23 protein-coding genes are annotated in these 26142 nt (G+C 36.6%); 11 read left to right on the top strand and 12 right to left on the bottom strand.

Translation table 11 applies throughout. The annotated features are described in order from the left end of the window. Nucleotides 1-88: 88 nt before the first annotated feature. From ACFO3O_RS08375 to alaS, 4 genes are all read right to left on the bottom strand, one after another. Entirely contained in the window at nt 89-271 is a 183-nt protein-coding gene (locus tag ACFO3O_RS08375; RefSeq protein WP_379978147.1) for a DUF6252 domain-containing protein, read from the bottom strand. Then, on the bottom strand, nt 225-608 hold the full coding sequence (locus tag ACFO3O_RS08380; RefSeq protein ID WP_379978148.1) for a hypothetical protein: 384 nt from the start codon (nt 606-608) through the stop codon (nt 225-227). The genes ACFO3O_RS08375 and ACFO3O_RS08380 overlap by 47 nt, the downstream gene beginning before the upstream one ends. A gap of 202 nt (nt 609-810) precedes the next feature. After that, nucleotides 811-1803, bottom strand: a complete 993-nt coding sequence (locus ACFO3O_RS08385; RefSeq protein WP_379978149.1) for a GSCFA domain-containing protein — start codon at nt 1801-1803, stop codon at nt 811-813. A 228-nt stretch (nt 1804-2031) separates the two neighbouring features. Further along, entirely contained in the window at nt 2032-4644 is a 2613-nt protein-coding gene (gene alaS, locus ACFO3O_RS08390) for an alanine--tRNA ligase (RefSeq protein ID WP_379978150.1), read from the bottom strand. 116 nt (nt 4645-4760) lie between these two features. Here alaS and ACFO3O_RS08395 point away from each other — a divergent pair, with 116 nt between their 5' ends. The 6 genes from ACFO3O_RS08395 (at nt 4761) to ACFO3O_RS08420 (ending at nt 8999) form a co-directional block, all read left to right on the top strand. Beyond that, nucleotides 4761-5735: a M23 family metallopeptidase gene (locus ACFO3O_RS08395; protein WP_379978151.1), complete on the top strand. Its 975-nt coding sequence runs from the start codon at nt 4761-4763 to the stop codon at nt 5733-5735. 5 nt (nt 5736-5740) lie between these two features. Beyond that, nucleotides 5741-6070, top strand: coding sequence for a MerR family transcriptional regulator (locus tag ACFO3O_RS08400; RefSeq protein WP_379978152.1), 330 nt, complete (start codon nt 5741-5743; stop codon nt 6068-6070). 97 nt (nt 6071-6167) lie between these two features. Next, nucleotides 6168-6752, top strand: coding sequence for a LemA family protein (locus tag ACFO3O_RS08405; RefSeq protein WP_379978153.1), 585 nt, complete (start codon nt 6168-6170; stop codon nt 6750-6752). Nucleotides 6753-6755: 3 nt separating this feature from the next. Continuing rightward, entirely contained in the window at nt 6756-7196 is a 441-nt protein-coding gene (locus tag ACFO3O_RS08410; RefSeq protein WP_379978154.1) for a TPM domain-containing protein, read from the top strand. After that, nucleotides 7196-8056 (top strand): TPM domain-containing protein, encoded by an 861-nt coding sequence (locus ACFO3O_RS08415; RefSeq protein ID WP_379978155.1) that lies wholly within the window; start codon nt 7196-7198, stop codon nt 8054-8056. Before ACFO3O_RS08410 ends, ACFO3O_RS08415 begins: the two co-directional genes overlap by 1 nt. A gap of 454 nt (nt 8057-8510) precedes the next feature. Then, a complete protein-coding gene (locus tag ACFO3O_RS08420; protein WP_379978156.1) occupies nt 8511-8999 on the top strand; it encodes a hypothetical protein in 489 nt (162 codons plus the stop codon). A gap of 101 nt (nt 9000-9100) precedes the next feature. On the opposite strand, the gene ACFO3O_RS08425 is transcribed toward ACFO3O_RS08420, so the two are convergent. Further along, complete coding sequence (locus tag ACFO3O_RS08425) at nt 9101-9574, bottom strand: OmpA family protein (protein WP_379978157.1); 474 nt, start codon at nt 9572-9574, stop codon at nt 9101-9103. An 8-nt stretch (nt 9575-9582) separates the two neighbouring features. Further along, nucleotides 9583-10833 (bottom strand): 2-amino-4-hydroxy-6-hydroxymethyldihydropteridine diphosphokinase, encoded by a 1251-nt coding sequence (folK, locus tag ACFO3O_RS08430; RefSeq protein WP_379978158.1) that lies wholly within the window; start codon nt 10831-10833, stop codon nt 9583-9585. Between folK and ACFO3O_RS08435 the strand changes: the two genes are divergently transcribed. Then, nucleotides 10796-11509 (top strand): queuosine precursor transporter, encoded by a 714-nt coding sequence (locus ACFO3O_RS08435; RefSeq protein ID WP_379978159.1) that lies wholly within the window; start codon nt 10796-10798, stop codon nt 11507-11509. The genes folK and ACFO3O_RS08435 overlap by 38 nt on opposite strands. A gap of 74 nt (nt 11510-11583) precedes the next feature. Beyond that, a complete protein-coding gene (locus ACFO3O_RS08440; protein WP_379978160.1) occupies nt 11584-14262 on the top strand; it encodes an AsmA family protein in 2679 nt (892 codons plus the stop codon). 294 nt (nt 14263-14556) lie between these two features. Here the strand turns inward: ACFO3O_RS08440 and ACFO3O_RS08445 are convergent, their stop codons facing one another. The 5 genes from ACFO3O_RS08445 to der all read right to left on the bottom strand — a co-directional run bounded on the left by ACFO3O_RS08445 (nt 14557) and on the right by der (nt 21003). Further along, entirely contained in the window at nt 14557-15462 is a 906-nt protein-coding gene (locus ACFO3O_RS08445) for a patatin-like phospholipase family protein (protein ID WP_379978161.1), read from the bottom strand. Between the two features lie 102 nt (nt 15463-15564). Then, on the bottom strand, nt 15565-15912 hold the full coding sequence (locus ACFO3O_RS08450) for a hypothetical protein (RefSeq protein WP_379978162.1): 348 nt from the start codon (nt 15910-15912) through the stop codon (nt 15565-15567). A gap of 262 nt (nt 15913-16174) precedes the next feature. Beyond that, entirely contained in the window at nt 16175-18955 is a 2781-nt protein-coding gene (locus ACFO3O_RS08455; RefSeq protein ID WP_379978163.1) for an outer membrane beta-barrel protein, read from the bottom strand. 117 nt (nt 18956-19072) lie between these two features. Beyond that, nucleotides 19073-19696 (bottom strand): hypothetical protein, encoded by a 624-nt coding sequence (locus ACFO3O_RS08460; protein WP_379978164.1) that lies wholly within the window; start codon nt 19694-19696, stop codon nt 19073-19075. Between the two features lie 2 nt (nt 19697-19698). Continuing rightward, nucleotides 19699-21003 carry a ribosome biogenesis GTPase Der gene (gene der, locus ACFO3O_RS08465; RefSeq protein WP_379978165.1) on the bottom strand — a complete coding sequence of 435 codons (1305 nt, stop codon included), beginning with the start codon at nt 21001-21003 and terminating at the stop codon, nt 19699-19701. 170 nt (nt 21004-21173) lie between these two features. Between der and ACFO3O_RS08470 the strand changes: the two genes are divergently transcribed. Next, nucleotides 21174-21791 carry a LysE family transporter gene (locus tag ACFO3O_RS08470; protein WP_379978166.1) on the top strand — a complete coding sequence of 206 codons (618 nt, stop codon included), beginning with the start codon at nt 21174-21176 and terminating at the stop codon, nt 21789-21791. A gap of 15 nt (nt 21792-21806) precedes the next feature. On the opposite strand, the gene ACFO3O_RS08475 is transcribed toward ACFO3O_RS08470, so the two are convergent. Next, entirely contained in the window at nt 21807-22601 is a 795-nt protein-coding gene (locus ACFO3O_RS08475) for a DUF2797 domain-containing protein (protein ID WP_379978167.1), read from the bottom strand. Nucleotides 22602-22698: 97 nt separating this feature from the next. Here ACFO3O_RS08475 and ACFO3O_RS08480 point away from each other — a divergent pair, with 97 nt between their 5' ends. Continuing rightward, on the top strand, nt 22699-24213 hold the full coding sequence (locus ACFO3O_RS08480; RefSeq protein WP_379978168.1) for a GH3 auxin-responsive promoter family protein: 1515 nt from the start codon (nt 22699-22701) through the stop codon (nt 24211-24213). A gap of 243 nt (nt 24214-24456) precedes the next feature. Next, nucleotides 24457-26067: an OmpA family protein gene (locus ACFO3O_RS08485; protein ID WP_379978169.1), complete on the top strand. Its 1611-nt coding sequence runs from the start codon at nt 24457-24459 to the stop codon at nt 26065-26067. Nucleotides 26068-26142 lie beyond the last annotated feature (75 nt).

Consider the following 26142-nt stretch of genomic DNA (forward strand, 5'->3'; position numbering starts at 1 on the left):
ACTTGAGACTACGAAGCTACTATATTTATTGCAATAAAAAGTGACTCCTTTCGAAGTCACTTTTTAAAATCATTATAATACTTTTAGTTTAATAATTTACATTGAAAGATCCGTTGGTAATTGTTTTTATAGACTGATCTTCATTTCTCCCCGTGAAGTTAAAAGTACCTTCTATAGTACTGTCTGTAAAAGAAGTAATATTAATTTCTCCTTGTTGGCTTTCATCAAACGGGGCTACCCAAAATTTGAGTATCTGCTGGGTTACTGGCATTCACCTCTATGTATTGTCCAACAACAAAAACACTGCTATCACCACCAATAGCGTACGTTCCTTCTCTATCAAAGCCGCTAGAAACACTGACCGTAATATTGCGACTCGATGAAAACTCATTGGATGTTATTGATAAAGTCATACTTCCTCCTGCTTCCACAATTGAAGCAGAGGTTCCTAACGCATCCGATTGATAGCTTTCGCCATCTACACTCGCTGTTACGGTTCCTGAAGGCACATTTCCACTATCTCCACCATCGTCATCACTTTTACAAGATTGTACCATAATCATACTGATCGCTATCAAAGCCATCATCATTGTTTTTATTGTTTTCATTATTGAATTTTTAGTATTAGTTTCTTGTCAAAGATCTAGAAACAAGGGTTTTCAACCTATAAGGCAATTGCCCTATTCTTTTAAAATCATAGTTGTATCCGACTATGACATAAGACGTAAGGCCTAATTATCAATTACTTGACAACTGTCTGTAAATAAATAGTAAAACGAGTCCTGAATAATACCACACTACTGAAAATTGCTAAAAGCTAATATGAGGATATTCTTGCTGAAGTTTAGTGATTCGTTTTTTAAGTTTCCCAAGAAAGGTTGCATGTTCTTTACTTTTTGGATTGAAAGGACGGTGCATTAGTCCTTGTTGGATGGCGTGGACTTCTTTGAGTGTTGTTTTTGTTTTCGTACTTCGATTTGGCACTTCGACAGGCTCAGTGAGACCCTCGGCATAGACTCCAGCGTATACTTCTAGAAATTTTTCCCAGATATAATCGATTGCTTGTTGGCTAGGATGCAGCATATCTGTAGCATAAAATCGATAGTCACGTAACTCATCCATCATGAGTTCATACGCTGGGAAATAATGAGCTCCCTGCGTTTCACATACCTCGTGCACAGCCGAAATCAAGTGGGCTTTACTTCTGGTATTTTCCACAAAACCATCCTTAAGGTGTCTTACGGGAGACACGGTAAAGGTGATGTGTGCTTCGGGATTTAGGTCCTTGATCACAGTACATTGTCGGGTTAAACTTGCTACAATCTCCTGGATAGGCAACAATCCTTTTACGAACTGTTTTTGAGGTACCTTATGGCAGTTTGCTACCGCAACCCCTGTTTCTTTGTGTTGATACACCCATGCGGTTCCTAACGTAATGAATATATGAGAAGCTTCTTGTAGCGCTTTTCTGAGTTGGCGTTGCGCCTCATTCATGGTATCGATCATAGCGCCTTTAGAGCGGCTATTTAACCGACTATGGGCTATAAATGATTTCCAAACGCCTTCTAGTTCAAAAATGGTTTCTTCGCCATGACTATCATCATTATAGGCATCTTGCAACACCCGCTCAATAGCCAACGGATGAAAAAGAATTCCGTATGGATTGACAGTCGTCTGAAATTTATGATACGCTAATTTTTCTCCTATATGTTCAGCAAAACAAGATCCTAATAATAACAAGGTATTCTCATATCCAAATAGGTTAGGTGCGGATTGTAAAGGGATGTTGGTTTGTAGTTTCATAAGAATGAATTAAAAAGATATGTATTGTCATGACCCCTTCCTTCTTTTCATTTGCCCTCATGGGCAAACGAAAATCCACCTTCCCCTAAAAAGGGAAGGAGCACTTTATTTTATAACATCTATCATTCAGATGAACTGTCTATATTCTAAAAGAGAGCGCAAGCGAACGGTCTATGCTCTATTCTCTTTTTTTTTAAACTTTTACGCCTTTGCGAGAAAACCACGTTCTTAACTCACAAAACTCTTAGCAGCTTCCAAAGCAGCATCAATCCCTGCTGGATTCTTTCCTCCTGCGGTAGCAAAGAAAGGCTGTCCACCACCGCCACCTTGAATATGTTTTCCTAATTCGCGTACGACTTGTCCTGCGTTTAGATTTTTACTTGCCAAGAGTTCTTTTGAGATGTAACAACTTAATAAGGCTTTTCCGTTTTGTTCTGTTCCGAAAATAATGAATACATCTTCTTTATTTTGTCCTAGCTTAAACGCCAAGTCTTTGATCGCCCCTGCATCAAGTTCTACTTTCTTAGCTAAAAACTGAACCCCGTTAATCTCAGTAAATTCTTTCTCAAGATCACCACTTAAATTTTGTGCTTTCTCTTTAATAAGTGCCTCTACTTGCTTTTTGAGCGCTGTGTTTTCATCCATTAGATTTATAATAGCTTTCACAGGATCTTGTGCGTTTTTAAGCGTCGCTTTTACATTCTTATACGCTTCGGTTTCTGAGGTGAAATACTCTTTAGCCGCATCATTGGTAATCGCTTCTATGCGACGTATTCCTGAAGCAACGGCGCCTTCTGAGGTGATTTTAAAATGCCAAATATCTCCTGTACTCTGGACATGTGTCCCTCCACAAAGTTCCATAGATTTCCCAAAACGAATTGCTCGCACAGCATCGCCATACTTCTCGCCAAATAAAGCAATAGCACCTTCGTTGATGGCTTGGTCATAACTAATCCCTCGTTGTTCTTCCAAGGGTAAGCTTTCGCGAATGCGGGCATTGACAAAATTCTCAACTTCTTTTAATTCTTCTGCTGTTACTTTTGAAAAGTGCGAAAAATCAAAACGAAGATTTCCACTATGCACCATACTTCCTTTTTGCTCAACATGCGTACCAAGCACTTTACGCAATCCTTGGTGTAACAAATGCGTTGCGGTATGATTTGCAGAGGTGCGGAAACGTTGTTTCTCATCGACGATGGCTGTAAACGTTCCATCGGTAGATCGAGGAAGGTTTTTTGCTAAATGAATAATGAGATTATTTTCTTTTTTGGTATCCACAATATATACCACTTCGCCGTTAGGCACTTCGAGATATCCTTTATCGCCCACTTGCCCTCCACCTTCTGGATAAAAAGGGGTCAAGTTAAATACGAGCTGGTATAATTCTCCATCTTTTTCACTCTCTATTTTACGATAGCGTGTAATCTTTACAGGCGCTTGTAGGGTATCATACCCTATAAATTCCTCTTCGGCATCGTCTATTAACACCGTCCAATCTCCAGTCTCTACTTTTGCCGCATTTCTAGAGCGGTCTTTTTGTTTTTGTAATTCTGTATTAAACCCTTTTTCATCAAGTTGTAATCCTTTCTCACTTAGGATGAGCGCTGTTAGATCTATAGGAAACCCATAGGTATCATAGAGTTCAAATGCTTTTTCTCCTGAAACCGTATCGCCTTTTGTATCAGCTATCACTGTATCTAGGAGAATGAGTCCCTGATCTAGTGTACGCAAAAAAGAATGCTCTTCTTCTCGAATCACATTAGTAATAAGGTTCTTTTCTTTTTTAAGTTCTGGAAACGCATCGCCCATTTGTTTGACAAGCGTATTCACCAATTTATAAATAAAAGGTTCTTTGGTATTTAAAAATGTAAATCCGTAGCGGATCGCTCTACGTAAAATACGACGGATTACATAACCAGCACCAGTATTACTTGGCAGCTGACCATCAGCAATTGAAAAAGCAACTGCTCTCAAGTGATCTGCTACCACACGTACTGCAATATCAATCTCTTCTTGATGCCCACATTTGGAAGAGGTAATGGTTTCTATCTCTCGCATGATGGGCGTAAAGACATCAGTATCGTAATTAGATTGAACCCCTTGTAACACCATACACAAACGTTCAAAGCCCATTCCTGTATCTACATGCTGTGCTGGTAATTTTTCTAAAGATCCATCAGCAAGTCGATTAAACTGCATAAACACCAGGTTCCATATTTCGATAACCAGTGGATGATCTTCATTTACTAATGTTTTACCATCTACCGCTTTTTTATCTTCTTCAGATCGGATATCTACGTGAATCTCACTACAAGGACCACAAGGCCCTTGGGCTCCCATTTCCCAGAAATTATCTTTCTTATTTCCATTCAGAATACGATCTTCAGAAATATGATTTTTCCAAATATCATACGCTTCCTGATCGCGCTCTAATCCATCTTCTTCATCTCCTTCAAAAATGGTCACATACAGACTATCTTTATCAATTTTAAACTCCTTCGTCAGTAATTCCCATGCCCAATCAATCGCATCTTTCTTGAAATAATCCCCAAAACTCCAATTACCCAACATCTCAAACATGGTGTGATGGTAGGTATCTTTCCCTACTTCTTCCAAGTCATTATGCTTTCCAGAAACACGTAAACACTTCTGAGTATCAGTCAGTCGTGTGTTTTTGGGCACTCCATTTCCGAGGAAGTATTCTTTAAAAGGCACCATCCCAGCATTGGTAAACATCAGCGTAGGGTCATCTTTTAACACCATAGGCGCAGACGGCACAATGCTGTGCTTTTTTGATTCAAAGAATGCTAGAAATTTGGCACGTATATCTTGAGATTTCATAGAAGTAATCGTTCGAATAATTATTTTTATCTTTGGTCATATTGATATGAGTGGTACGCTTTCGCGAAAGCGCATAAAACAACACCAATATCTGGCAAAAATACACATTTTAACTTATGTCTAAGGTAAAATATTACTACGATAGCGATACGCTTTCTTACCGAAAAGTAGAGCGTAAAAAAGGACGTACGCTAGGGTTTGTTCTTCTATTTATCACGGGGTCTGCCCTGATGGGTCTTATTTTCTTAATTACGGTCTTAAACTCTGGAATAGACACGCCTAAAGAACGGAGACTAGAACGTGAAAATGAGAATCTTGCATTACAGCTTTCTATCCTAGAATCAAAAATGGATCTTGCTAGCCAAGTTTTAGAAAATATACAGGATCGTGATAATGAAATATATAGAATTTTATTGGATGCAAATCCTATCTCTGACGAGGTGCGTAAAGCGGGTTTTGGAGGAGTAAACCGATATGAAAATTTAAAAGGGTACGATAACTCAACCATGATTATAGAGAGTCACAAACGCATGGATCAGATTACAAAACAGCTAGATATTCAATCTAAATCGCTAGATGAAATCGCGAGACTCTCTGCTGACAAAGAAAAATTACTAGCAGCAATCCCTGCGATCCAACCCGTCAGTAATGAAGACTTAACACGTATGGCTTCTGGTTTTGGATATCGTACAGATCCGTTTACCAAAGCTCGTAAAAAACACTGGGGTATGGATTTTACTGCTCCAAGAGGCACCCCTGTGTACGCAACCGGTGATGGTACCATATCCCGTGCTGATGCTAATGCGTCTGGATATGGAAAACACATCCGAATCACACATGGCTACGGATATGAAAGCTTATATGCTCACTTAAATGATTACAATGTGCGCCCTGGGCAAAACGTAAAACGCGGAGATCTTATTGGGTTTGTAGGAAGTACAGGTCGATCGGAAGCACCCCATTTGCATTATGAAATTTTTAAAGATGGAGATAAAATTAATCCTATTCACTTCTATTATGGGAAGCTTTCTCCTGCAGAATTTGATGAGTTACTAAAACAATCGCAACAAGAAAATCAATCTTTAGATTAATATCTATGCACGTAGATCTTCCAGAAAAACTATACTACAGCATTGGAGAAGTCTCTAAGGCTTTTGGGGTGAATACTTCTTTGATTCGATTTTGGGAAAAAGAATTTGATGTGTTGCAACCTAAAAAAAATGCGAAAGGCAATCGTAAATTCACCCCGCAAGACATCAAGAATTTGGAGTTGATTTACCATCTTGTGAAGGAGCGAGGTTTTACACTAGAAGGTGCTAAAACGCATCTAAAAGAAGACAAAAAAGAAACGCTTACCAATTTTGATATTATCAGAAAACTAGAAAATGTAAAAGCGCAGTTGTTAGAGCTAAAGAAAAATCTTTAACTATTTTCAATAGGAAGATTTTGTACATTTCAGTATCATTCTTAATGATTTTACAGGAATGATGTAACAAAAAAGAACAAACTCAAACTAACCAGATATGAAAAAAGGATTAATCATCATAGGAATTTTAGTCATTGTAGGATTGCTAATAGGTTCATCATATAATAGCCTTGTAGATTTAGATGAAAATGTAAATGCAAAATGGAGTAATGTTGAGAGTTCATATCAACGTAGAGCAGACTTAATTCCAAATATTGTAAATACGGCACAGGCTTATGCCAAATTTGAAAAAGAAACTTTTGTAGAAGTAACAAATGCTCGCTCAAAAGCGACCTCCATACAAATAGATCCGTCTAATATCACACCAGAACAACTACAGCAATTTCAACAGGCACAACAAGGACTTTCATCTGCACTATCTAGATTATTAGCAACATTTGAGCGGTATCCTGATTTAAAAGCAAATGAAAATTTCAAAGAATTAATCAATGAATTGGAACGTACAGAAAATAGAATTGATGTAGACAGAAAAAGATTTATAGAAAGTGCTAAAGAATTAAATGCTGCTGTGCGAAGATTCCCTAAGAATATTACAGCTAGCCTATTTGGTTTTGAAAAACGTGCTTATTTTGAATCAGATGAAGGTGCTAGTAAAGCTCCTGTTGTTCCTAATTCAATTTAACTAATGGCCTCTACCGTAGAAGATTTTCTTACACAAACGGAAGAACAAGAGATTGTTGAGGCTATTCGCATGGCCGAAATCAATACCTCTGGAGAAATTCGGGTGCATCTAGAACGACATACGGATCTTGACCCTTTGACCCGTGCTAAAGAAATCTTCCACATTCTTAAAATGGACAACACCAAAGAAGAAAATGGCGTCCTTATTTACATCGCAGTAGACGATCACAGGTTTGCGATCTGTGGAGATCGTGGGATCAACCAAAAAGTACCTGCCAACTTCTGGGAAGCCACTAGAGACACCATGAGCGCTTCTTTCAAAAAAGGACACTTCAAACGAGGGATTATTGAAGGCATCCAACATGCAGGAGAATTACTAAGTGCCTACTTTCCTTGGAAACATGGTGATAACAACGAACTTTCTAACGAGATCACAACAAGCTAATGGCAGTGGTCTCTTTTATATCCAAACGTATTTATTTACGCTTCCACGGAACGACTTCGTTGTCATGCTTGAGCGCACACCTACTGTCTATATTCTTATTTTTAGGAACTACTCTTACTGTTCATGCACAGTTTGACATCCCGCCGAAACCTTCTAGAAACTCGGAACCAACAGCAGTATATGATTATATAAACTTGCTGAATACGTATCAGCAAAAATCCTTAGAACAAAAACTCATTCGCTACAGTGATACCACCTCAACACAGATTGTGGTCGTTATTATCTCTTCTACAAAAGGAGAAGATATCTCTTTTCTTGGAGCGCAATGGGGACAAAAATGGGGGATTGGTCAAGCCAATGAAGACAATGGAATTCTTATCATCGTAGCTAAAGATGATCGCAAAGTAGATATTAATACAGGCTATGGCATAGAATCTATTATCTCTGATCGTGATGCGGAGCGCATTATCAATAGGGTGATTGTTCCTGCCTTTAAAAAAGGAGATTTTTATGGAGGTCTTGATCAGGCAACCAATGAGATGATTGCGCGTCTTGAAGGCAACTTTACGGGTACTCGTGAGGATAATGACACGCTACCGGTTCGTCCTATATTGATGTTTATATTTTTTATTATTGTTCTTATTATCCTAAGTAGAAATAATCATCGTGGCGGTGGTCGTGATGGTGGCAGACGCCGTAGAGCAGGTTCTTTACTGGACGTTATCATCCTCAGTAATATGGGGCGTGGAGGTTTTGGTGGTGGCGGAAGCAGCGGTGGAAGTTTTGGCGGCGGGGGAGGCTTCGGAGGTGGTTTCGGAGGCGGCGGCTTCGGCGGCGGCGGTGCTTCTGGGGGATGGTAGTTGTAAGGTAAGAGGTTGGAAGGACGAAGTAAAACTATTTAGTAGCCGAAGATGGGCGGTGGTTGTTTACAGCTTTTTGTAATTTTTCCCTTACAAAAAGAAGTAAACTTTCCGTTACTCATTTCATCTAGATGGTAATTTGGAAGTACAAAGTACAAAGGACGAAGTAAAACTATTTAGTAGCCGAAGATGGCGGTGGTTGTTTACAGCTTTTTGTAATTTTTCCCTTACAAAAAGAAGTAAACTTTCCGTTACTCATTTCATCTAGATGGTAATTTGGAAGGACGAAGTTGGAAGTACGAAGTTGGAAAGACGAAGTAAAACTATTTAGTAGCCGAAGATGGGCGGTGGTTGTTTACAGCTTTTTGTAATTTTTCCCTTACAAAAAGAAGTAAACTTTCTGTTTCTTGCTTAATATTTCTTAAAACATTATCAATAGATACCATCTGATTTTATGAAAGAAAAATCATTAGTAAAAAAAACCACTCAAAGTATTACAGACGGAACTGACCAGCTACTTAGTCAGCTTAAAAATGGCTTTTCTAAATTAAGTGACATTGGAACTACTACTAAGAATAAATTTATCAATTATGTCAAAGAAGTTTTTGACATTTTACCTCTCATAGAAAAAGCTGGATTTCGAACAAATAGGCTTATCGTAGGAATATCCATCCCTCCTTCTGTAGAGATTCATGTGAGTCGGTTTAAAGAAGTTGACCAAAAAGAAATAGACAAGCTTCTTAAAGAATATAATGACCGAAAAATGTTTAAAATGATTCTTAAGTCCCTTCTTATGACCAATGAGTTTCAAGATAAACTATCAACCGACCAATTAGTTTTTAATGAGATATGCATCGAAATTTCAATCCCTCCTAAAGTCAGCATTAAGTACTTAAACAAAGATATTGCAGGCATTCAAAGTATAGAAACGCACTTTGATTAGAAGAACTATTTACTAAAATTGATTGTTTCATAGTTCGCTTTCGCGAAAGCATATAAAGAATAAATACCTGTGTTGAACTAGTGACACCTATCAAATGCGTATCACTCTAAACCCACATCGACCACTCGATATTCAATTTCACTCTTTTTTGCCTCAGCGCTCCCTAATGAATTAATAAAAAGCAATGCTGGGTTCATTCCTCTTTCTACTAGATAATTCCCGACAGCGATGGCACGTTGCGAAGAGATTTTTACATTGATACTATCTGGGGCATTAGAGACATAATGACTTTGTATTTGTAACCGATATCCTTTTTTTATGTAAGGTACCAACTTCCTATTAATAATTTTAAGATCCCTTTTTGAAAGCGGCTGATCAGGATTCTCCAAAGAAACGTCTAGTTTCTGATAATTGACCAAAGCACAATCTATGTCTTCCCATTTTATTTTTTTCTTATTCTCATTAAAACACTTTACATAACATTTTCCTGGTTCGGGATTTGGAGGCAGATCATAGGTTTGGGCATACACGGATGTAGTCAACATTGCAACTAGTAAAACAACATATATTTTCATATTCTTGCTTAAAACTGGCTCACCACCTTTAAATAATCTTCTCGGTTTTTTACGAAATCAAGGTCTGATATATCGATGATCTTCACGTTAAGTTGGTGTTGGGATTTTATAAAATCCAAATATCCTTGATTGATCTTTTCGAGATAAACTGCATCAATTTCTTTTTCGTAGCTACGGCCTCGTTTTTTAATATTTTTCAGGAGACGTTCTGTGTTCTGATATAAATATACATACAAATCGGGTTGTGGTAAATCACGATACATCATTTCGTGTAAACGTTTATACAACACATACTCTTCTTCTTGCAAGGTTACTTGAGAAAATATAAGGGATTTATACCGATCATAATCGGCGATCATAAAGTCTTTAAAAAGATCATATTGCCCAATATCATCTAGTAATTGCTGATATCGATCTGCCAAAAAAGACATTTCTAATGGGAACGCATATCGTTCTGGCTCTTTGTAAAATTTAGGCAAAAAAGGGTTGTCTTTATACCGCTCTAAGATAGATTTGGCATTAAACTCTTGCGAAATCATCTCAACAAGACTGGTTTTTCCTGCTCCTATATTTCCCTCTATAACGATATAATTATAATCGCCCAAAGACATCGAGTCTTTTGGATTCTTCAACCACTTAGGCTGTTTGGTAACGACACTTTCATCTGGGCAGAGCTCCAATAATTCTGAGTATGCTTTCGCGAAAGCGGTATCAGCTTCACTAGGATGTTGCAGATCTCCTGCAATATCAGCAAGTGGCTGCAATACAAATCTACGCTCACACATACGGGGATGTGGTACTTGAAGCGCAGGCGTATCAATAATCGCATCATCATACAAAAGGATATCAATATCAATAGGACGCGATTGGTATCCTACTCCTTCTTCTCGAATGCGTCCCATAGATAGCTCTATCTCTAATACTTTTTTGAGAAGTTTACTTGAAGAAAGGTTGGTATGTAAACGCATCACGCAATTATGAAAGTCAGGGCCTTCAAACCCTAATGCAGGGCTTTGATACACAGGAGATATTTTATTGACACGACCTACCTTAGTAAATAATAACCCTATGGCTTTACTGAGGTTTTCGTAGGTATTCCCTTGATTACTTCCTAATGATAAATAGATGGTGTGCAAGATGGCTAGTACGTTAACATTTATGAACAAATTAAGTAAAAGATTCTCATAATGGGTTAATTTTGGGCTTGAAGTTATTAAGAATATGAATCCAACAACATCTAGACGCTCCAGTAAAGACATACAAGTTGCTTACAGAATCTATTTTACGCTGGGGGCTCTTTTTATATGTGCCCTTGTGGTTTCTAATCTTATTTTTCAGAAATTTTTTAGTTGGAATCCTTTTGGGTGGTTCAATTTTGAAGTTTCTGTAGGGATTCTTCCCTATCCCATTACTTTTTTGATCACCGATCTTGTCAGTGAGATCTATGGAAGAAAAAAAGCAAACCAAATGGTGACTACGGGTATTTTTGCTTCTTTATTTTCGCTACTTATTGTCTACACTGCAAATGCTGTTCCAGCCATAGCAACATCTCCCGTAAGTGATGCCTTATTTACAAAAGTATTTGGTGCTACCGCGCTTGCTGTATTTGCAAGTATGACCGCTTATTTATTGGCGCAGTATGTTGATATTTATATTTATCATTTCTGGAAAAAACTAACCAAGGGAAAACATTTATGGCTCCGTAATAATTTCTCAACGTTTATTTCTCAATTTGTAGATACCGCTTCGGTTTTGCTATTATTATGCTCTTTTGAGATTCTGTCTTGGGATCTTTTTGGAACCTTGCTCATTTCAGGAGTACTCTTTAAAATCATCGTTGCTGCCTTTGACACACCTCTATTATACCTAGGCGTTTATCTGTTCAGAAAAAGATTTAACCTTGCGGAAGGCGAAGAACTCGAATTGGACGTATAACCATAAAACAATCGAATAGATATGTGGCTATTTTTATGAGCCTACCTATTTAAAAACTATAAAATTTCAACTTAATGAAACGCATTTTAAAAATTGCAGGGAGTATTCTCTTAGTGCTTATCTTACTTTTGGTCGCTTCTCCTTTTCTTTTTAGAGGAAAGTTGGAGGATTTACTCAAAAAGACGATTAATAATAACGTAAATGCGCAAGTCACTTGGGAAACTTTAGACATTAGTCTATTCAAAAACTTCCCAAATGCGACAGTGATTCTTAACGGCTTTAACGTCGTTAACAATGCGCCATTTGAAGGAGATACACTAGCGTATGGAAAAGAGCTTCGTATTGCGATGGGCGTCAAACAACTTTTTAAAAATGCTAGTGATGACCCTATAAAAGTAGATGCATTGCGACTAGATGATGCGATCATTAACATACACGTAGACTCGCTAGGCAATGCAAATTATGACATTACAAAAGAGACTGTTGCTGATCCCGCTGTCGCGAAAGAAAATACAGTCTCAACTCCTTTTACTTTTGATTTACAGCATTACGAACTCAATAATGCGACCATCAATTACCTAGATGACAGCACCAAAACCTATTTGCGTTTATCCGAAATGAACCATGAAGGAAATGGTGATTTTAGTGTCAGTCAAAGTACGCTAAAAACCGAAACTACCGCACTCGCTTCCTTTGAATTTGATGGGATTAATTATCTAGATAACGCCACTCTTGATTTGGAAGCTGATTTACAACTTGACTTAGATAACCAAAAATATACCTTTTTAGAAAACAAAGCGATCGTTCATGATCTGCCTTTACAATTTGACGGTTATGTACAGTTGATAGAAGAAGGAACTACCGTAGCTCTTTCTTTCGAAACACCTTCGTCAGATTTTAAAAACTTTTTAGCACTCATACCAAAGGAATATGCGACTAATTTAGACGGGGTTCAAACCGGTGGTGATTTTCGCGTAAGCGGAAAAATAGATGGTGATGCTACCGATACGACGATCCCCAAACTTGATATTGCGATTACCTCTACCAATGCGTCGTTTAAATATCCTGACCTTCCAAAGCAAATGAACAACATCAATATTGATGTAAAAATCAAAAATGATTCTGGGTTTGCAAATGATACCTATGTCAACATCAACTCGCTTACTTTTAAGATTGATGACGACTTGTTTTCTGCCAACGGAAAACTACGTAATCTCACCTCCAATATGTTAGTGAATTTGGCGATCAAAGGAACGCTAGATCTTGCAAATATTGAAAAGGTATATCCGCTGAATCTCAAAACGACTTTGGAGGGAAAACTCATTGCTGATATGACCACTGCTTTTGACATGGATGCCGTCGACAAACAACAATACCAACGTATTAAAAGTAGCGGTAACGCACAGTTATCTGACTTTAGTTATGTAGGAGAAGAACTTCCTAAGCCTGTGACGATCACCAATGCAGCATTGACGTTTCAACCTGGGATTATTCAACTCACCAATTTTGAAGGAAAAAGTGGTGATACCGATATTAATGCGACGGGAAGCATAGAAAACCTCATCCCTTTTTTGATGTCCAAAGAAGACTTAAAAGGACGATTTAATGTGGTATCACAGGTGTTTGATATGAATGATTTTTCTGTAACCGAAACCGTAGAGAGCGCTACCAATAAAAGCACCGCTGGCAAAACAGCCACAACCGAAGAAACATCTATAAAAATTCCAGATTTTCTAGACGCGTCTCTAAATTTTAATGCTCGTAAAGTCATTTATGACGATTTAGAACTTACCGATGTGCAAGGCACCGTAGCCATTGAAGACGAAAAAGCGTTACTGAGCAATGTGAACTCTTCTATTTTTGGAGGAAAAGCTGGGGTGTCTGGAAATGTATCTACAAAAACGGGGGTTCCTATGTTTGATATGGAGCTAGATTTGAGTAAAATTAATATTGACCAATCGTTTCAAAACATACAGCTTTTAAAGCAGCTTGCGCCTATCGCCAAAGCCTTACAAGGGTCTCTCAATACAAAAATTAGCCTAAAGGGACAGCTAGATGAAAACTTTGCCCCTATCCTTAGTACAATTGACGGAAATGCCTTTGCAGAGATTCTAACAGCAAAAGTAGATGCCTCCACAACGCCTTTACTTTCTCAACTAGATAATCAGTTGGAATTTATAGATTTTGATAAGGTAAGTCTCGATAATCTGAAAGCAGCTCTCACCTTTAAGGATGGGAAAGTAAATGTAAATCCGTTTACCATCAAAGTAAAGGATGTTGACATAGGAGTGAGTGGCGGTCACAGCTTTGACAACCAAATCGCCTACGATTTAAAGCTTGATATTCCTGCAACATATTTGGGAGGTGACGTAAGCAAATTGTTAGCGAAACTCACGGCCAAAGAGAAGGAAAATCTATCGGCGCATGTGCCTATTGCCCTTTCGGGAAATTTTACCAAGCCTGATGTGCAACTGAATTTAAAATCTGCGATTACAGACTTGACCAATCAGATTATAGAGATCCAAAAAAACCGATTGATAGAAGAAGGCACCGAACAAATTACAGACATACTCGGAGATCTCATCGGAGGTGGGAAAGACACACCAAAAGATAGCACCTCAACAACAATAGAGACAACGCCAAAACCTAAAGCAGATGAGGTCATCAAAGATATAACGGGCGACCTTTTGAATGGCTTATTTGGTGAAAAGAAGAAACAAAAAGAAATGAAAAAGGATAGTGTGGGGAATTAGGGTTTTAAATAACAGAGTATAGATGATAGCGAATAGAATATAGACAAATAGAGTAGTGTTCTATTTTAGAGTAATACGCTATTTTTAATGAGTGAACTCAATGTAAGTATTTGAAGTATTAAATTCAAAAAAAAATAAATCTCAAATTCAAGCACACTTACCCTTCATCTAGCATCTAACAAAATTCAAATATCTATTATCTAGTCTTGGGTCCTGAGTCTTGGGTCTTGGGCCTAAAAGCGAAGCGGTCTTTTTTCTCTTTTCTTTAAACGCTTTCGCGAAAGCGGAAACAACTCAATCCCGAATCTCATTGAGCTCTACATTTTTACTTGCCGCATACTTGAATCCATTTTCCCACCATTGTGCCATTTTTTCTTTATTAAAAACAAGTGAATTTGTGGTAAGTACAATAGGCGTGTAATAAAGATTGATGATAGCATCTTTATTATTTGCTGCAAACTTCCCAATGGTGATGTTTTGTTTTTCCACACGGTCAATCATAAAGGAATGCAGATTGGTAAGGAGGGAAAAAACATTTTTAGAAGGTAAATTGTTGTAATGGGTGACTTCTGTTTCTAGGATAATGACATCAATTTCGGTAGCACCTCGATCTACTGCTTCTTTGATAGGCACCATACTTCCAAAACCACCATCAGCATACTCGCAACCGTCTTTTTTTACGAGACTCATAAAAGGGATGTAATTACAAGAAATCCAGATCCAATCACAAAAATCCTCGTAAGAGGTTTCATTGATTGATTTGTATTCGGTCTCGTGTAAAGAGAGGTTAGAAACCGTGACCACAATGTCTTTTGAGCTTTGTTGAAGTTCTTCAAATTCTTCTCGGGTAAAAAACCGTCCTATGAGTTCTCGGAGGTTTCGGCTTTCGCCAAATGTTTTAGAGCCTCTTAAAAAATTGCGTAGCACCTTCCAGTGATTAATTCCTATTTGCTCTTCTCCCCAAGGGTCTTTCTTGATATTAAAAGGACAATTACTAAATATAGACGATTGATTAACGGAGGTATATATTTCTTTTATCTTGTGAATCTTACCCAATGCTAAGTGTGATATGAGTAAGCTCCCCGTAGAAGTTCCTATAAATAAGTCGTAGTTATGTCCTAACTCTTCCATTAGATATTGAGCTACACCACCTCCAAAAGCGCCCTTACTCCCCCCGCCAGAAATTACTAAAGCCCTCATAGTATCATTTTAAAAAATAGTAGACGCTCTAAGATAGTATTCCTTGCTTAGTTTACGAAATCTTACTTTTTTTATAATCTGACTCAATGGGTTTATCGCATCTCAGATCATCAATTTATTTGTTAAATAAGCTCCAATTTCGTCTTCCATTGCTTTATAGTATTTCTTTCTTAGTTGCATCATCACAAACAAGAAAACAACGCCAGTAATAAAAAACAATGATATCCCAACAGCAAATGGAAGTAATAAACGTAGGTCTAACATATTCAAATTACCAACGCATATCATCTGATCTTTATGTTGTCCCACCACTACCTGACTCATCCCGTCTGTAATACGTAGGGTCTTTTTATTTAAGAAAGCGCTCTTTACTTTATATTGAGGAAACGCTGTTTGAAGTTCTTGTTTTAAAGATTCTATAGGTATAGATTCTGTGAGTGCTATTTTCATGACTTGACTTTTCTCGGGTTCAACTATATGAGGCATTAGAACATCTAATCCACCTCTAAGCTAGAAGTATCAATCATAAAATTTTATTTTTTTTAGTGAACGTCTTATTTTTCTTAGTAAAGCATTACTAACAGGGAGGTTCGTACTTATTATAATGTTACATTATCTTACATGTTTATCAAAGTTACGTCTCGTTAACAAATCGACGATACACCAGAAAACACTTCAAAATACTCTTTTAAAATCTAAGGAGTTGATTGGATCAAAAGAAAAACACACCTCCATTACCTGTTTCTCCTTTACTTCCTAGGGTATTAAATTTCCAGCTAAAACTTAATAAGAAATATTGCTCTAGAACGGTACTTTGAACATCTTGGATAAAGTTGGCATTGGCTGTACGACGGGCATTGGTATTTTGATTCAGCACATCATATACTTTGAGTGTGACCGTGGCTTTATCTTTTAAGAAACTATAAGCCACCGTACTATTCCAAAACAAGGCGCTTTGTTGGAATCCTGGCGCTACATTTGGGTTATAACTATATTGTATCTCATTACGCCACTCCACATGTTTAGGCACAAATAATGCGGTGCTTATATTTAGATTATGTGTTAGAAAATCTTGATCTTCAAAAGCGTCTAATCCAAAAACTGTATTTGAGAGATTCAAACTATAACGGGGTCTAATCTCAAAAAGGTCTTTCCAAGTAAATGACGCATTAACACTTGGTCCTACAGATGTTGTTCTACTAGCGTATTGCACCTCATTGTTGAAGTTAATATTTCGGATGGCATTTACATTAATTCCTGCGCCATATTTTAAGGTACGTATAGAGTCTAGCTTAGAAGATTTATTATATCCACCTCCAGCATATATTTGATAATTCCCATCTACGTTTTCATAAGTAGTAGAACGCACCAAGCTTTCATCTACGATTGTTTTTGTGATGATCGCATCATTTACAATATTTCCGTTGAAGTTCATATAATAGCCTCCACCTTTTTGGAAATCATAATTATTAAATCCGCCATAAAAACTATGACTATTGGATGGGGCTAAATCTGGATTCCCCTGTATGATATTTAAAGGGTCGGATACATCTACAAACGGATTTAACTGTGTTACCTGAGGAGGACTATTGCTTAAGTTATACCCAAAATAGGAAGACATTTTTGGTGAAAAGGTATAATTGAAATAAGAAGATAATTCTACTGCTTCAAAATCTTGCGTAATATTGAATTCTGGCCTTAAAAAATCTTCATTCTCTAGTCTTCTGAAAACATAACCTGCTCCAAAACTCATATTTATTTTATCTGAATTATAGGATAGGCTTACTTCGGGCGTGGTGCGTATATTTCTTCCTGCAAAGTCTGTACTGAGTTCTAGATTAAAATCTTCAAATTGTTGTGTACCCTCATTAAAATCAAACGTGCTTCGTTTTCGAGTTCTATTATCATTACGGTATCCGAACTCTAGGTTTAGAAATAACTTCTTTGCTATTAACGGTTGTCTGTAGGTAATACCAAGGTTATAGCCATTTACACCCGCTTCTCCGTCTGTAAGCTGATTTCTATCAATGACTGAAGGCGTATCTCCAAAAATAGTTGTTTGCGATTGTATGAATTCCTCAGATTCTTGTTTATTGATCTCATTTTGTAATCTGAATTTCAGGAAAGAACCTTTGCTCCCAAATCGTTTTGTCAAGCTTATATTATTTTCAAAATTACCGCCTGTATTTAACGTACGATTATTAGCACTGGATTCATTGATACGTTCGTTTTGATCATCAATAGATTCTTCGGTGGATGAAAAACGATTCTCATTGCGATTTATCCTAAAAGTAGGTCTGATGTTTATGAGAAAGGTAGAATCTACCTTTATATTAAACGTAGCATTCACACTATGATTATCTACATTACCATCGGAGCGCGTGTTACTATTTGTGAAAAAACGTCTATCTGGAAGTATGTTCTCTCGTTCTGTACGTACCTCATCAAAAGAATTACCCCCTGAATAAAAATAATCGGCAGAGACATCTACTTTTTCTCCGATAACATCTGCATAATTTGCTCCTGCATTACGGCTATTGACAATCCCTTGACCTCCGCCAAAACCACGCCCATCTATACTAAAAGACCCATTACTACTAACAGACATAGAATTAGCACCTCCAAAGAATTTTCGTATCTCTCCAAAACTAAAACCTGCTGAGTTTAAATTATTCCCTCCACCTAAAATACTGACACGTCTATCATTGTCAAATACATTAACAATCCCTGCAAATTCAAAGCGTTCATCTGTACCGCCCCCCCCAGCGACACGACCAAAGACTCCTTTATTATTCTCTTCGGCTATGGTGAGGTTAATCGTTTTATTTTCTTTATCTCCTTCTTCACCTGCAAAGGCTTCATCATCTGTTTTTGTATCTGTAACTTGAATTTTTTCTACAATCTCTTTCGTCAGATTTCGGGTAGCAATAGTGGGATCGTCTCCAAAAAAAGGTTTTCCATTAACAAGTATTTTGTTTACTTCTTTTCCGTTTACAGTAATCTTACCGTCTTCATCAACCTCTACTCCTGGAAGTTCTTTGAGAAGGTCTTCAATGTTTGCATCTTTCTTAGTTTTAAAGGATTTTACATTAAACTCTAAGGTGTCTTTTTTTACCGTGATAGGTGCTCTACTTTTTACAACTACCTCATCCAGAGTGGAAACATTAAAATCTAAAAATATATCCCCTAGATCTACTACTGGATTTGTGAGGTCAATGGTTTTTCTATAATCTTCATAACCTACAAAAGAGATATTTACAGAGACTTCTTTTTGATTGGTTTTCCCTTCTAAGGCAAACATTCCTTTTCCATTAGTGATGGTATAAGTAATCAAAGTAGTGTCTTTGACTGTTTCCATAAAAACAGTTGCTGCCTCTAGGGGTTGTCTTGAGGTCTTGTCTTTGAGAACTCCTGTAACTTCAAAATTTTGGGCTTGTGAGTACGTACTTAAGAAAAAAAGTAATAAGATAGTAGTGGCACGTAGTAGTGTCATATAAGCGAATGGTTAATTGATTGATTGATGATGAACTAATTACTGAAACATTTTTCAGACTACGTATAGCCTTAACATAGTTTAGCAAACAATTAACATAACTAAGAAATTTCTGTTTTATTGGGTATTCTGCTTTTCTTGATCAAGAAAATTAACGAGAATTTGTTTTTCAATTATTTGAACATCATTCTGAATACTTGTAAGTTGAGCTACAACAGCAATAACAGGAAAACCATCAAATTGATGCCGTAACCAAGACTTACTCATATCCTGATTGTCTACACCTGTTGATGGGAATAAATCGTCTACTCTCTCCAAAAGAAGCGTATCATTTACAGCTATATTTTTGATAAGTGCTACGCGTACTTTTTGTATAGCCGCTAGAAAGTATCTTCCCTCTTCAGTAATTTGAGAGTTACTAAAAAAGAATGTAGTTTCCTTATCTGCTTTTTGAAAATTACCCCCTGCACTCCTTAATAGTGTGCCTTTTAGATTTTCAATATACCCATGGAAAACTAAAGTAGTTGCTCTAAGGGATGTACTTTTCAGACGAATTGAATCATTTTGAAACGTATAGATAATAGCGTCATTATCAAACTGAGTTTGACTATTTACCGTTTCTAATTTTTCATTTATTTTTTCAAAAGCATTTACAACTTCTCTATTAGAATAGATTCCAATCGTTATAAACGCTACAGTTACAACAACACCAATAATGACAATCTTACCCCAACTTTTCACGTTTATTTCTTTCTAAAATAAATAGAGATCGGAACTCCTGAAAAATCGTAGGCTTCTCTTAGTTTATTTTCTAAAAATCTACGATACGGTTCTTTAAGGTATTGCGGCAAATTACAGAACAACGCAAATTGTGGTTGTGGTGTAGGCAATTGCATACAGTACTTAATCTTAATGTATTTTCCTTTATGAGCTGGTGGAGGGAATGCCTCTATAAGTGGTAAGAAAAACTCATTAAGTTCACTTGTTTTTAAGCGACGTGTCTTATTTTGATATACTTGTACTGCCGTCTCTATCGCTTTAAAAATACGCTGCTTATTGAGAACAGAAATAAAGACAATAGGCACATCTGTAAAAGGCTCGATTTCTTGACGGATTTGTTTTTCGAAAGCTTTCATCGTTTTGGTATCTTTTTCTACCAAATCCCACTTGTTCACTAAGATGACAATTCCTTTTCGGTTACGCTCTGCCAGCCAAAAAATATTTTGAACCTGACCATCAAAACCACGTGTAGCATCTACGACCAAGAGACAGACATCTGCATGTTCTATAGCACGTACACTTCGCATTACAGAGTAAAATTCTAAATCTTCTTTTACTTTTGATTTACGACGTATTCCTGCGGTATCCACAAGATTAAACTCAAACCCAAAACGATTGTATTTTGTATCTATAGCGTCTCTTGTCGTGCCTGCGATATCTGTAACGATATAACGTTCTTCTCCTATAAGAGCATTTATAAAACTTGACTTTCCTGCATTAGGACGACCTACCACAGCAAAACGTGGGAGTTCATCTTCTTCTACTTCTTCTTTTTCTGGAAGCGCTTCTACAACAGCATCTAGTAAATCTCCTGTGCCGCTTCCATTGGTAGCGGCTATGGTATAGAAATCTCCTAAACCTAGGTTATAAAACTCTACTGCATCTGCAGCACGTTTGTTATTATCTACTTTATTAACCGCAAGAAAAACTGGTTTTTTCACTCTACGAAGCAAGTCTGCCACTTCTTCATCCATTCCTGTGATTCCATTTTCTACATCGACCATAAATATGATCGCATCAGCTTCATCAATGGCGAGCTCTACTTGTTTATCAATCTCTGCTTCAAAGACGTCATCACTTCCTATTACATATCCTCCGGTATCAATTACGGTAAATTCACGACCATTCCAGTCAGTTTTTCCGTAATGCCGATCTCTTGTCACGCCACTTACAGCATCTACAATCGCCTCACGGCGTTGAATCAAACGATTAAAAAGCGTAGATTTTCCTACATTAGGGCGACCTACGATGGCTACAATAGTACTCATGATTTATATTTAAGCTGCAAAGATAGTTTTTCTACAAACGAAATACGAAGTTCTCTTAGCGTAACTTCACCAATCGCTTTAGGTTTATCATCGTTTTAATAAGCTTGATCAATTTTTCCTTAGTTTTTAGGGTTTTGTAAGCTTTCGCGAAAGCGGACTACTAAACGCCCATGATTTTAATTATTTTCTTTTTCGGTCTTCTTTCTACGATTATTGGTGCCTTGCCACCTGGCGCATCTAATCTCGCCGTTATAAAAACTACGGTAAAAGAAAACATACATGAATCGTTAAAAATAAGCTATGGTGCTGGTGCAGGCGAAGTGGCTCTCGCATTTATAGCTTTTTCCTCAGGAATGGTCGTTCAAGAGTTTTTTGAGATGCATTTATGGATACAATTTCTAACGGCAGGAATTTTAGGGATTGCAGGTGTTTATTTTATCAAAACAAAACAGATTGAAAAAAGAGATAAGAAAAAATATAACTCTAAATACATTACTGGTTTTGCATTAAGTATCATTAATCCTCCTGTACTTATCTATTGGGTACTTATTTTTTCTGTGTTGCGAAGCTCCTTTGGCTTAGAATTAGAAAACTATTCTCTAGGATTTTTCTTATTCTTTGCAGGTGTTTTTTTAGGTAAAGTAGCAACTCTTTATAGCTACGGAAAATTAGGAACACGTATCCAGAAGAAAAAATCTCCTACAAGTTCCAGCTCGCTTAACAGAATGATTGGAGTTGTGCTAATGAGTCTTTCTTTACTACAAACAATGAAATTATTATTGTTCTAGAGATTAACTGGGGTATTACAAAATTGTCATACGTACCACATAGCCTTCCCAACTACGCACATTAAAAACCGTATCGTCTTCAAAAATAAGATATTGCCCTTTTACGCCTTTTAAAACACCTTCATACGCTGGGGTTTTGTCAAGATTTAATGTTTTTAGTTTTTTAGGATATTTTGACACTGGAAAATGAATGTGCGTTTCTTCATTATCTTCGATAAAATAAGGTTTTGCCTCTTCTGGGATATAGGCTTTTAATGCTTCTCGATATTCTATTAAGTTAACATCTTCTATGTCGTTTTTAAGCATTTTACGCCAATTAGTCTTATCTGAAACATGCTCTTTTAATGCTATTTCTGTAATCCCGGCTAGGTAGCGATTAGGTACTTCTACAATTTCTAGTGCTTCATGAGCTCCTTGATCGATCCATCGTGTTGGTATTTGCGTTTTTCTAGTAACTCCTACTTTTACATTACTAGAATTTGCGAGATATACAATGTGAGGTTGTAGTTGTACTTTTTGCTCATAAGATAGGTCCCTATCTTCAATACCAAGATGTGCTTGAGACAGTTCTGGTTTCATAACCCAGTCTGCGGCTTGTGGCACTTTGTAAAAATCGTCATAGCAATACCCTTGTCTAAATATCTTTTTATTCTCCCCACAAGCAAGACACTGATAACCAATAAATTCCATATGTATTTTCTTACCAATCAATTGATTCATTTGAAGAAAATCATCTCCCATTACCAAGTAATAATTTACGGGATTTGTGTTCTCAGTTTGCATTTTTTTGAGGACTCCTTGATACTGCATGTTATTTAAAGAATTTTAACTTTATAGGTTTTAGGAAAAAAAGCTAAATTAGCTTTGTGATATTTCCATTATAGATGGATGTAAATATACCAACTTTATGCCTATCCCTTTAGTACATTCTATTGCTTCTTGGTTTTTAAAAAAACGTATCCATCAAATGGAGCTTTTTTTAAAATACCCTCACGATGTACAGCAAGAATTACTGCATCAGCTCATAGATAAAGCTAAAGATACTGAGATTGGCAAAAAATATGCGTTTCACGAGTTAAAAAACTACGACCAATTTGCTGCGCGTCTTCCTATCTCTTCGTATGAAGATATGCAACCCCATATAGAGCGAAGTCGAAAAGGAGAAAACAATATTTTATGGCCCACGACTATTAAATGGTTTGCTCAAAGCAGCGGTACGACCAATGCAAGAAGTAAATATATTCCTGTTAGCAATGAGTCTCTCGAAAATTGTCATTATGCTGCGAGTAAAGACTTATTATGTATGTACCTCAATAACAACGAGGACTCTCAACTATTTTCTGGCAAAGGATTACGTTTAGGAGGGAGTAAAGAACTTTATGAGAATAATGGTACTGTTTACGGAGACTTATCTGCCATCTTAATAGACAATATGCCTTTTTGGGCAGAAATGAGTAGTACACCTACGAGTGATGTATCGCTCTTGAGTGATTGGGAAATAAAAATGCAAGCTATTGTAAATGAAACGATACAAACTAATGTAACGAGTCTCGCTGGTGTGCCTTCTTGGATGCTTGTATTACTTAATAATGTACTAGAAACTACGGGCAAAAATAATCTATTTGAAGTATGGCCCAACCTAGAAGTTTATTTTCACGGAGGTGTAAGCTTTGAGCCTTACCTAGATCAATACAAACAAATACTGCCAAGAGACTCTTTTAAATATTATGAAATTTACAACGCTTCTGAAGGTTTTTTTGCTATTCAAGATCAAAACAATAGCAAGGATCTTTTATTAATGCTAGATTATGGTATTTTTTATGAGTTCATTCCCATGGACGCCTATGGAACTCCTGATCAAAAGATTATTCAGCTATCCGAAGTAGAAGTTAATAAAAACTACGCGGTTGTCATCACGACTAATGCAGGTTTATGGCGTTATAAAATAGGTGACACGGTACGCTTTACATCTACAAATCCTTACCGAATACGCGTAAGTGGGCGTACAAAACATCATATTAATGTTTTTGGAGAAGAGCTTATTATCGAAAATACAGATGTCGCATTAGGTATTGCTGCTAAAGAAACCCAAAGTGAAATTGTAGACTACACAGCAGCACCCATTTTTATGAAAGGTAAAGAAAAGGGAGCGCATGAATGGATTATAGAATTTAAAAACCCACCTCAAAATCTTGAAGATTTCAACACCAAACTTGATAACGCACTTCGCTCTGTAAATAGTGATTACGATGCAAAACGATTTAACAACACTACACTAAATGCTCCTGTAGTGCATAGCGCTAGACAGGACTTATTTTATGATTGGCTTAAATTAAATAATAAGCTAGGAGGGCAACATAAAATCCCAAGGCTTTCAAATAGAAGAGACTTTGTTGAAGAGCTATTAAAACTCAACAAATAAATTTTATTTTACGCTAATGAAGTATCCCTGACTTGGGAGATATACTTTTCACAATGTCACAAGTATTATTTGATTTTTACTAAAAATCATCAATATTGTTACGGTTTACCAAGAAAAATTACTGCATTTTGACGGTTATAACAATCATCTCATCTAAAAGTCATCAAAAAATTTTTAAATCTATAGTTCCCCTTTTACTTTAGCAATGAGTTGAAGACCCCAAGTCAGATAAATTAGATTAAAATGAGATCATTAGTCAATACATTTTTTACTCTTCTACTTGTAATACAATTACAAGCACAAGTATCGTTAGACACTGACAAAGAGTTTGCATCTTCAGAACAAGAAATTGCATTTTCAAATTCAGACTCTCAAATGGGAAACAACGGGTTTAAGTTTGAAACTTTTACAACAGGTATCAATTCTAAGTATTCAGATTACGGGGTAGGCTTTTTTAAAGATAAGTTTATTTCTTTCTCAGCCAGAAAAATTGGCGCGTTAGCTAAATTAGACCCAAAAACAAATGAGCCATACACAAAATTATACTGTTCTGACATCACTTATGAATGGGATTTAAGACGCCCACTATTATTCTCACACATACTTAACAAAGGAGAGAATCTTGGAACGATTTCTTTTTCAAAAGAAGGTGATCGAATTTACTTCTCTAAGAGTTCAAAAGAAGATACCCAAACATTCCAACTCTACACAGCTATAATGAATCCAGACAATGAAGGGGAGTGGATAAACATTACAGCATTACCCTTTAATAGCACCTTATATTCAATAGAAAACCCTCATTTAAGTAAAGACGGGAGAACGCTTTATTTTTCTTCAAATATGCCTGAGGCTATTGGAGGATATGACATTTTTAAAGTAACCGTGAAGAGCGACGGGACTTACGGTGACGTAGAGCGTCTAGAAGGCTCTGTAAACACCGTTTTAGATGAAAAGTTTCCTCATACCTCCCTAGATGGGAAATACCTTTATTTCTCTTCTAACGGGCATGATAGTATGGGTGGTTTTGATATTTTTAGATCTCGTAACACATCATTCAACTATGTAGCAACTCGAAATCTTGGCAATACTATTAACTCTCTTAAAGATGAAATAGCATTTATTCCAGCAACCAAAACAATTGGATACTTTACATCAGATAGAGAGGGTGGCAAAGGAAGTTATGACATTTACAAAACAAATGAGTACATCGTTGATCAAAATGTAACAGGAATTATACGCGACACAGAAACTCAAATTCTGTTATCAAAGGCTACTGTTGTATTATTAGATGCAAACGGTGAGCAGGTTGCGACTACTAGTTCTAATCTAGATGGAGAATACACATTTCCAGTAGATGCTTTTGTTGACTATACGATTCTAGCCTATAAAGAAGGTTTTGAACGTAACTCAATATCTTTTGACACAAATACAAATTTAGTATCAACATTTGAAGCAAATATCTCTCTAGATGCAAAACCTGCTGAAATCGTAGAAACTGAAGAAAAATCTTTTATAAAAATAGACAATATTTTATTTGATTTTAATAGTGATAAAATCAAAGACATCTCTACGATTACGCTTAATACCGTCATAGCTACTTTACAAGAAAATCCAACTATCAAAATTGACATAAAAGCTCATACAGACATACAAGGAAGTAACCAATATAACTTAAAACTTTCCAAAAAGAGAGCTGCTTCTGCCATGAAGTACATACTCGGTAAAGGAATCTCAAAAGATCGACTTACTTCAGAAGGATATGGAGAATCTCAACCTTTAATAGATTGTACCATCTGCAGTGATGATCAACACGAACAGAACCGTCGTGTAGAATTTATTATTGTGAGAGATTAAAAGATTAAAACTCATAAGAATTAAAAAAACCGTCTAAAAACAATTTAGACGGTTTTTTTAATTTTAAATATAATG

The organism is Dokdonia ponticola, from assembly GCF_042653865.1.
GTDB classification, from domain to species: Bacteria; Bacteroidota; Bacteroidia; order Flavobacteriales; family Flavobacteriaceae; genus Dokdonia; species Dokdonia ponticola.

Coding starts and splice junctions, on each gene's coding strand:
- ACFO3O_RS08375 (WP_379978147.1), bottom strand. CDS start 271: ATGCCAGTAACCCAGCAGATACTCAAATTTTGGGTAGCCCCGTTTGAT.
- ACFO3O_RS08380 (WP_379978148.1), bottom strand. CDS start 608: ATGAAAACAATAAAAACAATGATGATGGCTTTGATAGCGATCAGTATG.
- ACFO3O_RS08385 (WP_379978149.1), bottom strand. CDS start 1,803: ATGAAACTACAAACCAACATCCCTTTACAATCCGCACCTAACCTATTT.
- alaS (WP_379978150.1), bottom strand. CDS start 4,644: ATGAAATCTCAAGATATACGTGCCAAATTTCTAGCATTCTTTGAATCA.
- ACFO3O_RS08395 (WP_379978151.1), top strand. CDS start 4,761: ATGTCTAAGGTAAAATATTACTACGATAGCGATACGCTTTCTTACCGA.
- ACFO3O_RS08400 (WP_379978152.1), top strand. CDS start 5,741: ATGCACGTAGATCTTCCAGAAAAACTATACTACAGCATTGGAGAAGTC.
- ACFO3O_RS08405 (WP_379978153.1), top strand. CDS start 6,168: ATGAAAAAAGGATTAATCATCATAGGAATTTTAGTCATTGTAGGATTG.
- ACFO3O_RS08410 (WP_379978154.1), top strand. CDS start 6,756: ATGGCCTCTACCGTAGAAGATTTTCTTACACAAACGGAAGAACAAGAG.
- ACFO3O_RS08415 (WP_379978155.1), top strand. CDS start 7,196: ATGGCAGTGGTCTCTTTTATATCCAAACGTATTTATTTACGCTTCCAC.
- ACFO3O_RS08420 (WP_379978156.1), top strand. CDS start 8,511: ATGAAAGAAAAATCATTAGTAAAAAAAACCACTCAAAGTATTACAGAC.
- ACFO3O_RS08425 (WP_379978157.1), bottom strand. CDS start 9,574: ATGAAAATATATGTTGTTTTACTAGTTGCAATGTTGACTACATCCGTG.
- ACFO3O_RS08435 (WP_379978159.1), top strand. CDS start 10,796: ATGAATCCAACAACATCTAGACGCTCCAGTAAAGACATACAAGTTGCT.
- folK (WP_379978158.1), bottom strand. CDS start 10,833: ATGTCTTTACTGGAGCGTCTAGATGTTGTTGGATTCATATTCTTAATA.
- ACFO3O_RS08440 (WP_379978160.1), top strand. CDS start 11,584: ATGAAACGCATTTTAAAAATTGCAGGGAGTATTCTCTTAGTGCTTATC.
- ACFO3O_RS08445 (WP_379978161.1), bottom strand. CDS start 15,462: ATGAGGGCTTTAGTAATTTCTGGCGGGGGGAGTAAGGGCGCTTTTGGA.
- ACFO3O_RS08450 (WP_379978162.1), bottom strand. CDS start 15,912: ATGAAAATAGCACTCACAGAATCTATACCTATAGAATCTTTAAAACAA.
- ACFO3O_RS08455 (WP_379978163.1), bottom strand. CDS start 18,955: ATGACACTACTACGTGCCACTACTATCTTATTACTTTTTTTCTTAAGT.
- der (WP_379978165.1), bottom strand. CDS start 21,003: ATGAGTACTATTGTAGCCATCGTAGGTCGCCCTAATGTAGGAAAATCT.
- ACFO3O_RS08470 (WP_379978166.1), top strand. CDS start 21,174: ATGATTTTAATTATTTTCTTTTTCGGTCTTCTTTCTACGATTATTGGT.
- ACFO3O_RS08475 (WP_379978167.1), bottom strand. CDS start 22,601: ATGCAGTATCAAGGAGTCCTCAAAAAAATGCAAACTGAGAACACAAAT.
- ACFO3O_RS08480 (WP_379978168.1), top strand. CDS start 22,699: ATGCCTATCCCTTTAGTACATTCTATTGCTTCTTGGTTTTTAAAAAAA.
- ACFO3O_RS08485 (WP_379978169.1), top strand. CDS start 24,457: ATGAGATCATTAGTCAATACATTTTTTACTCTTCTACTTGTAATACAA.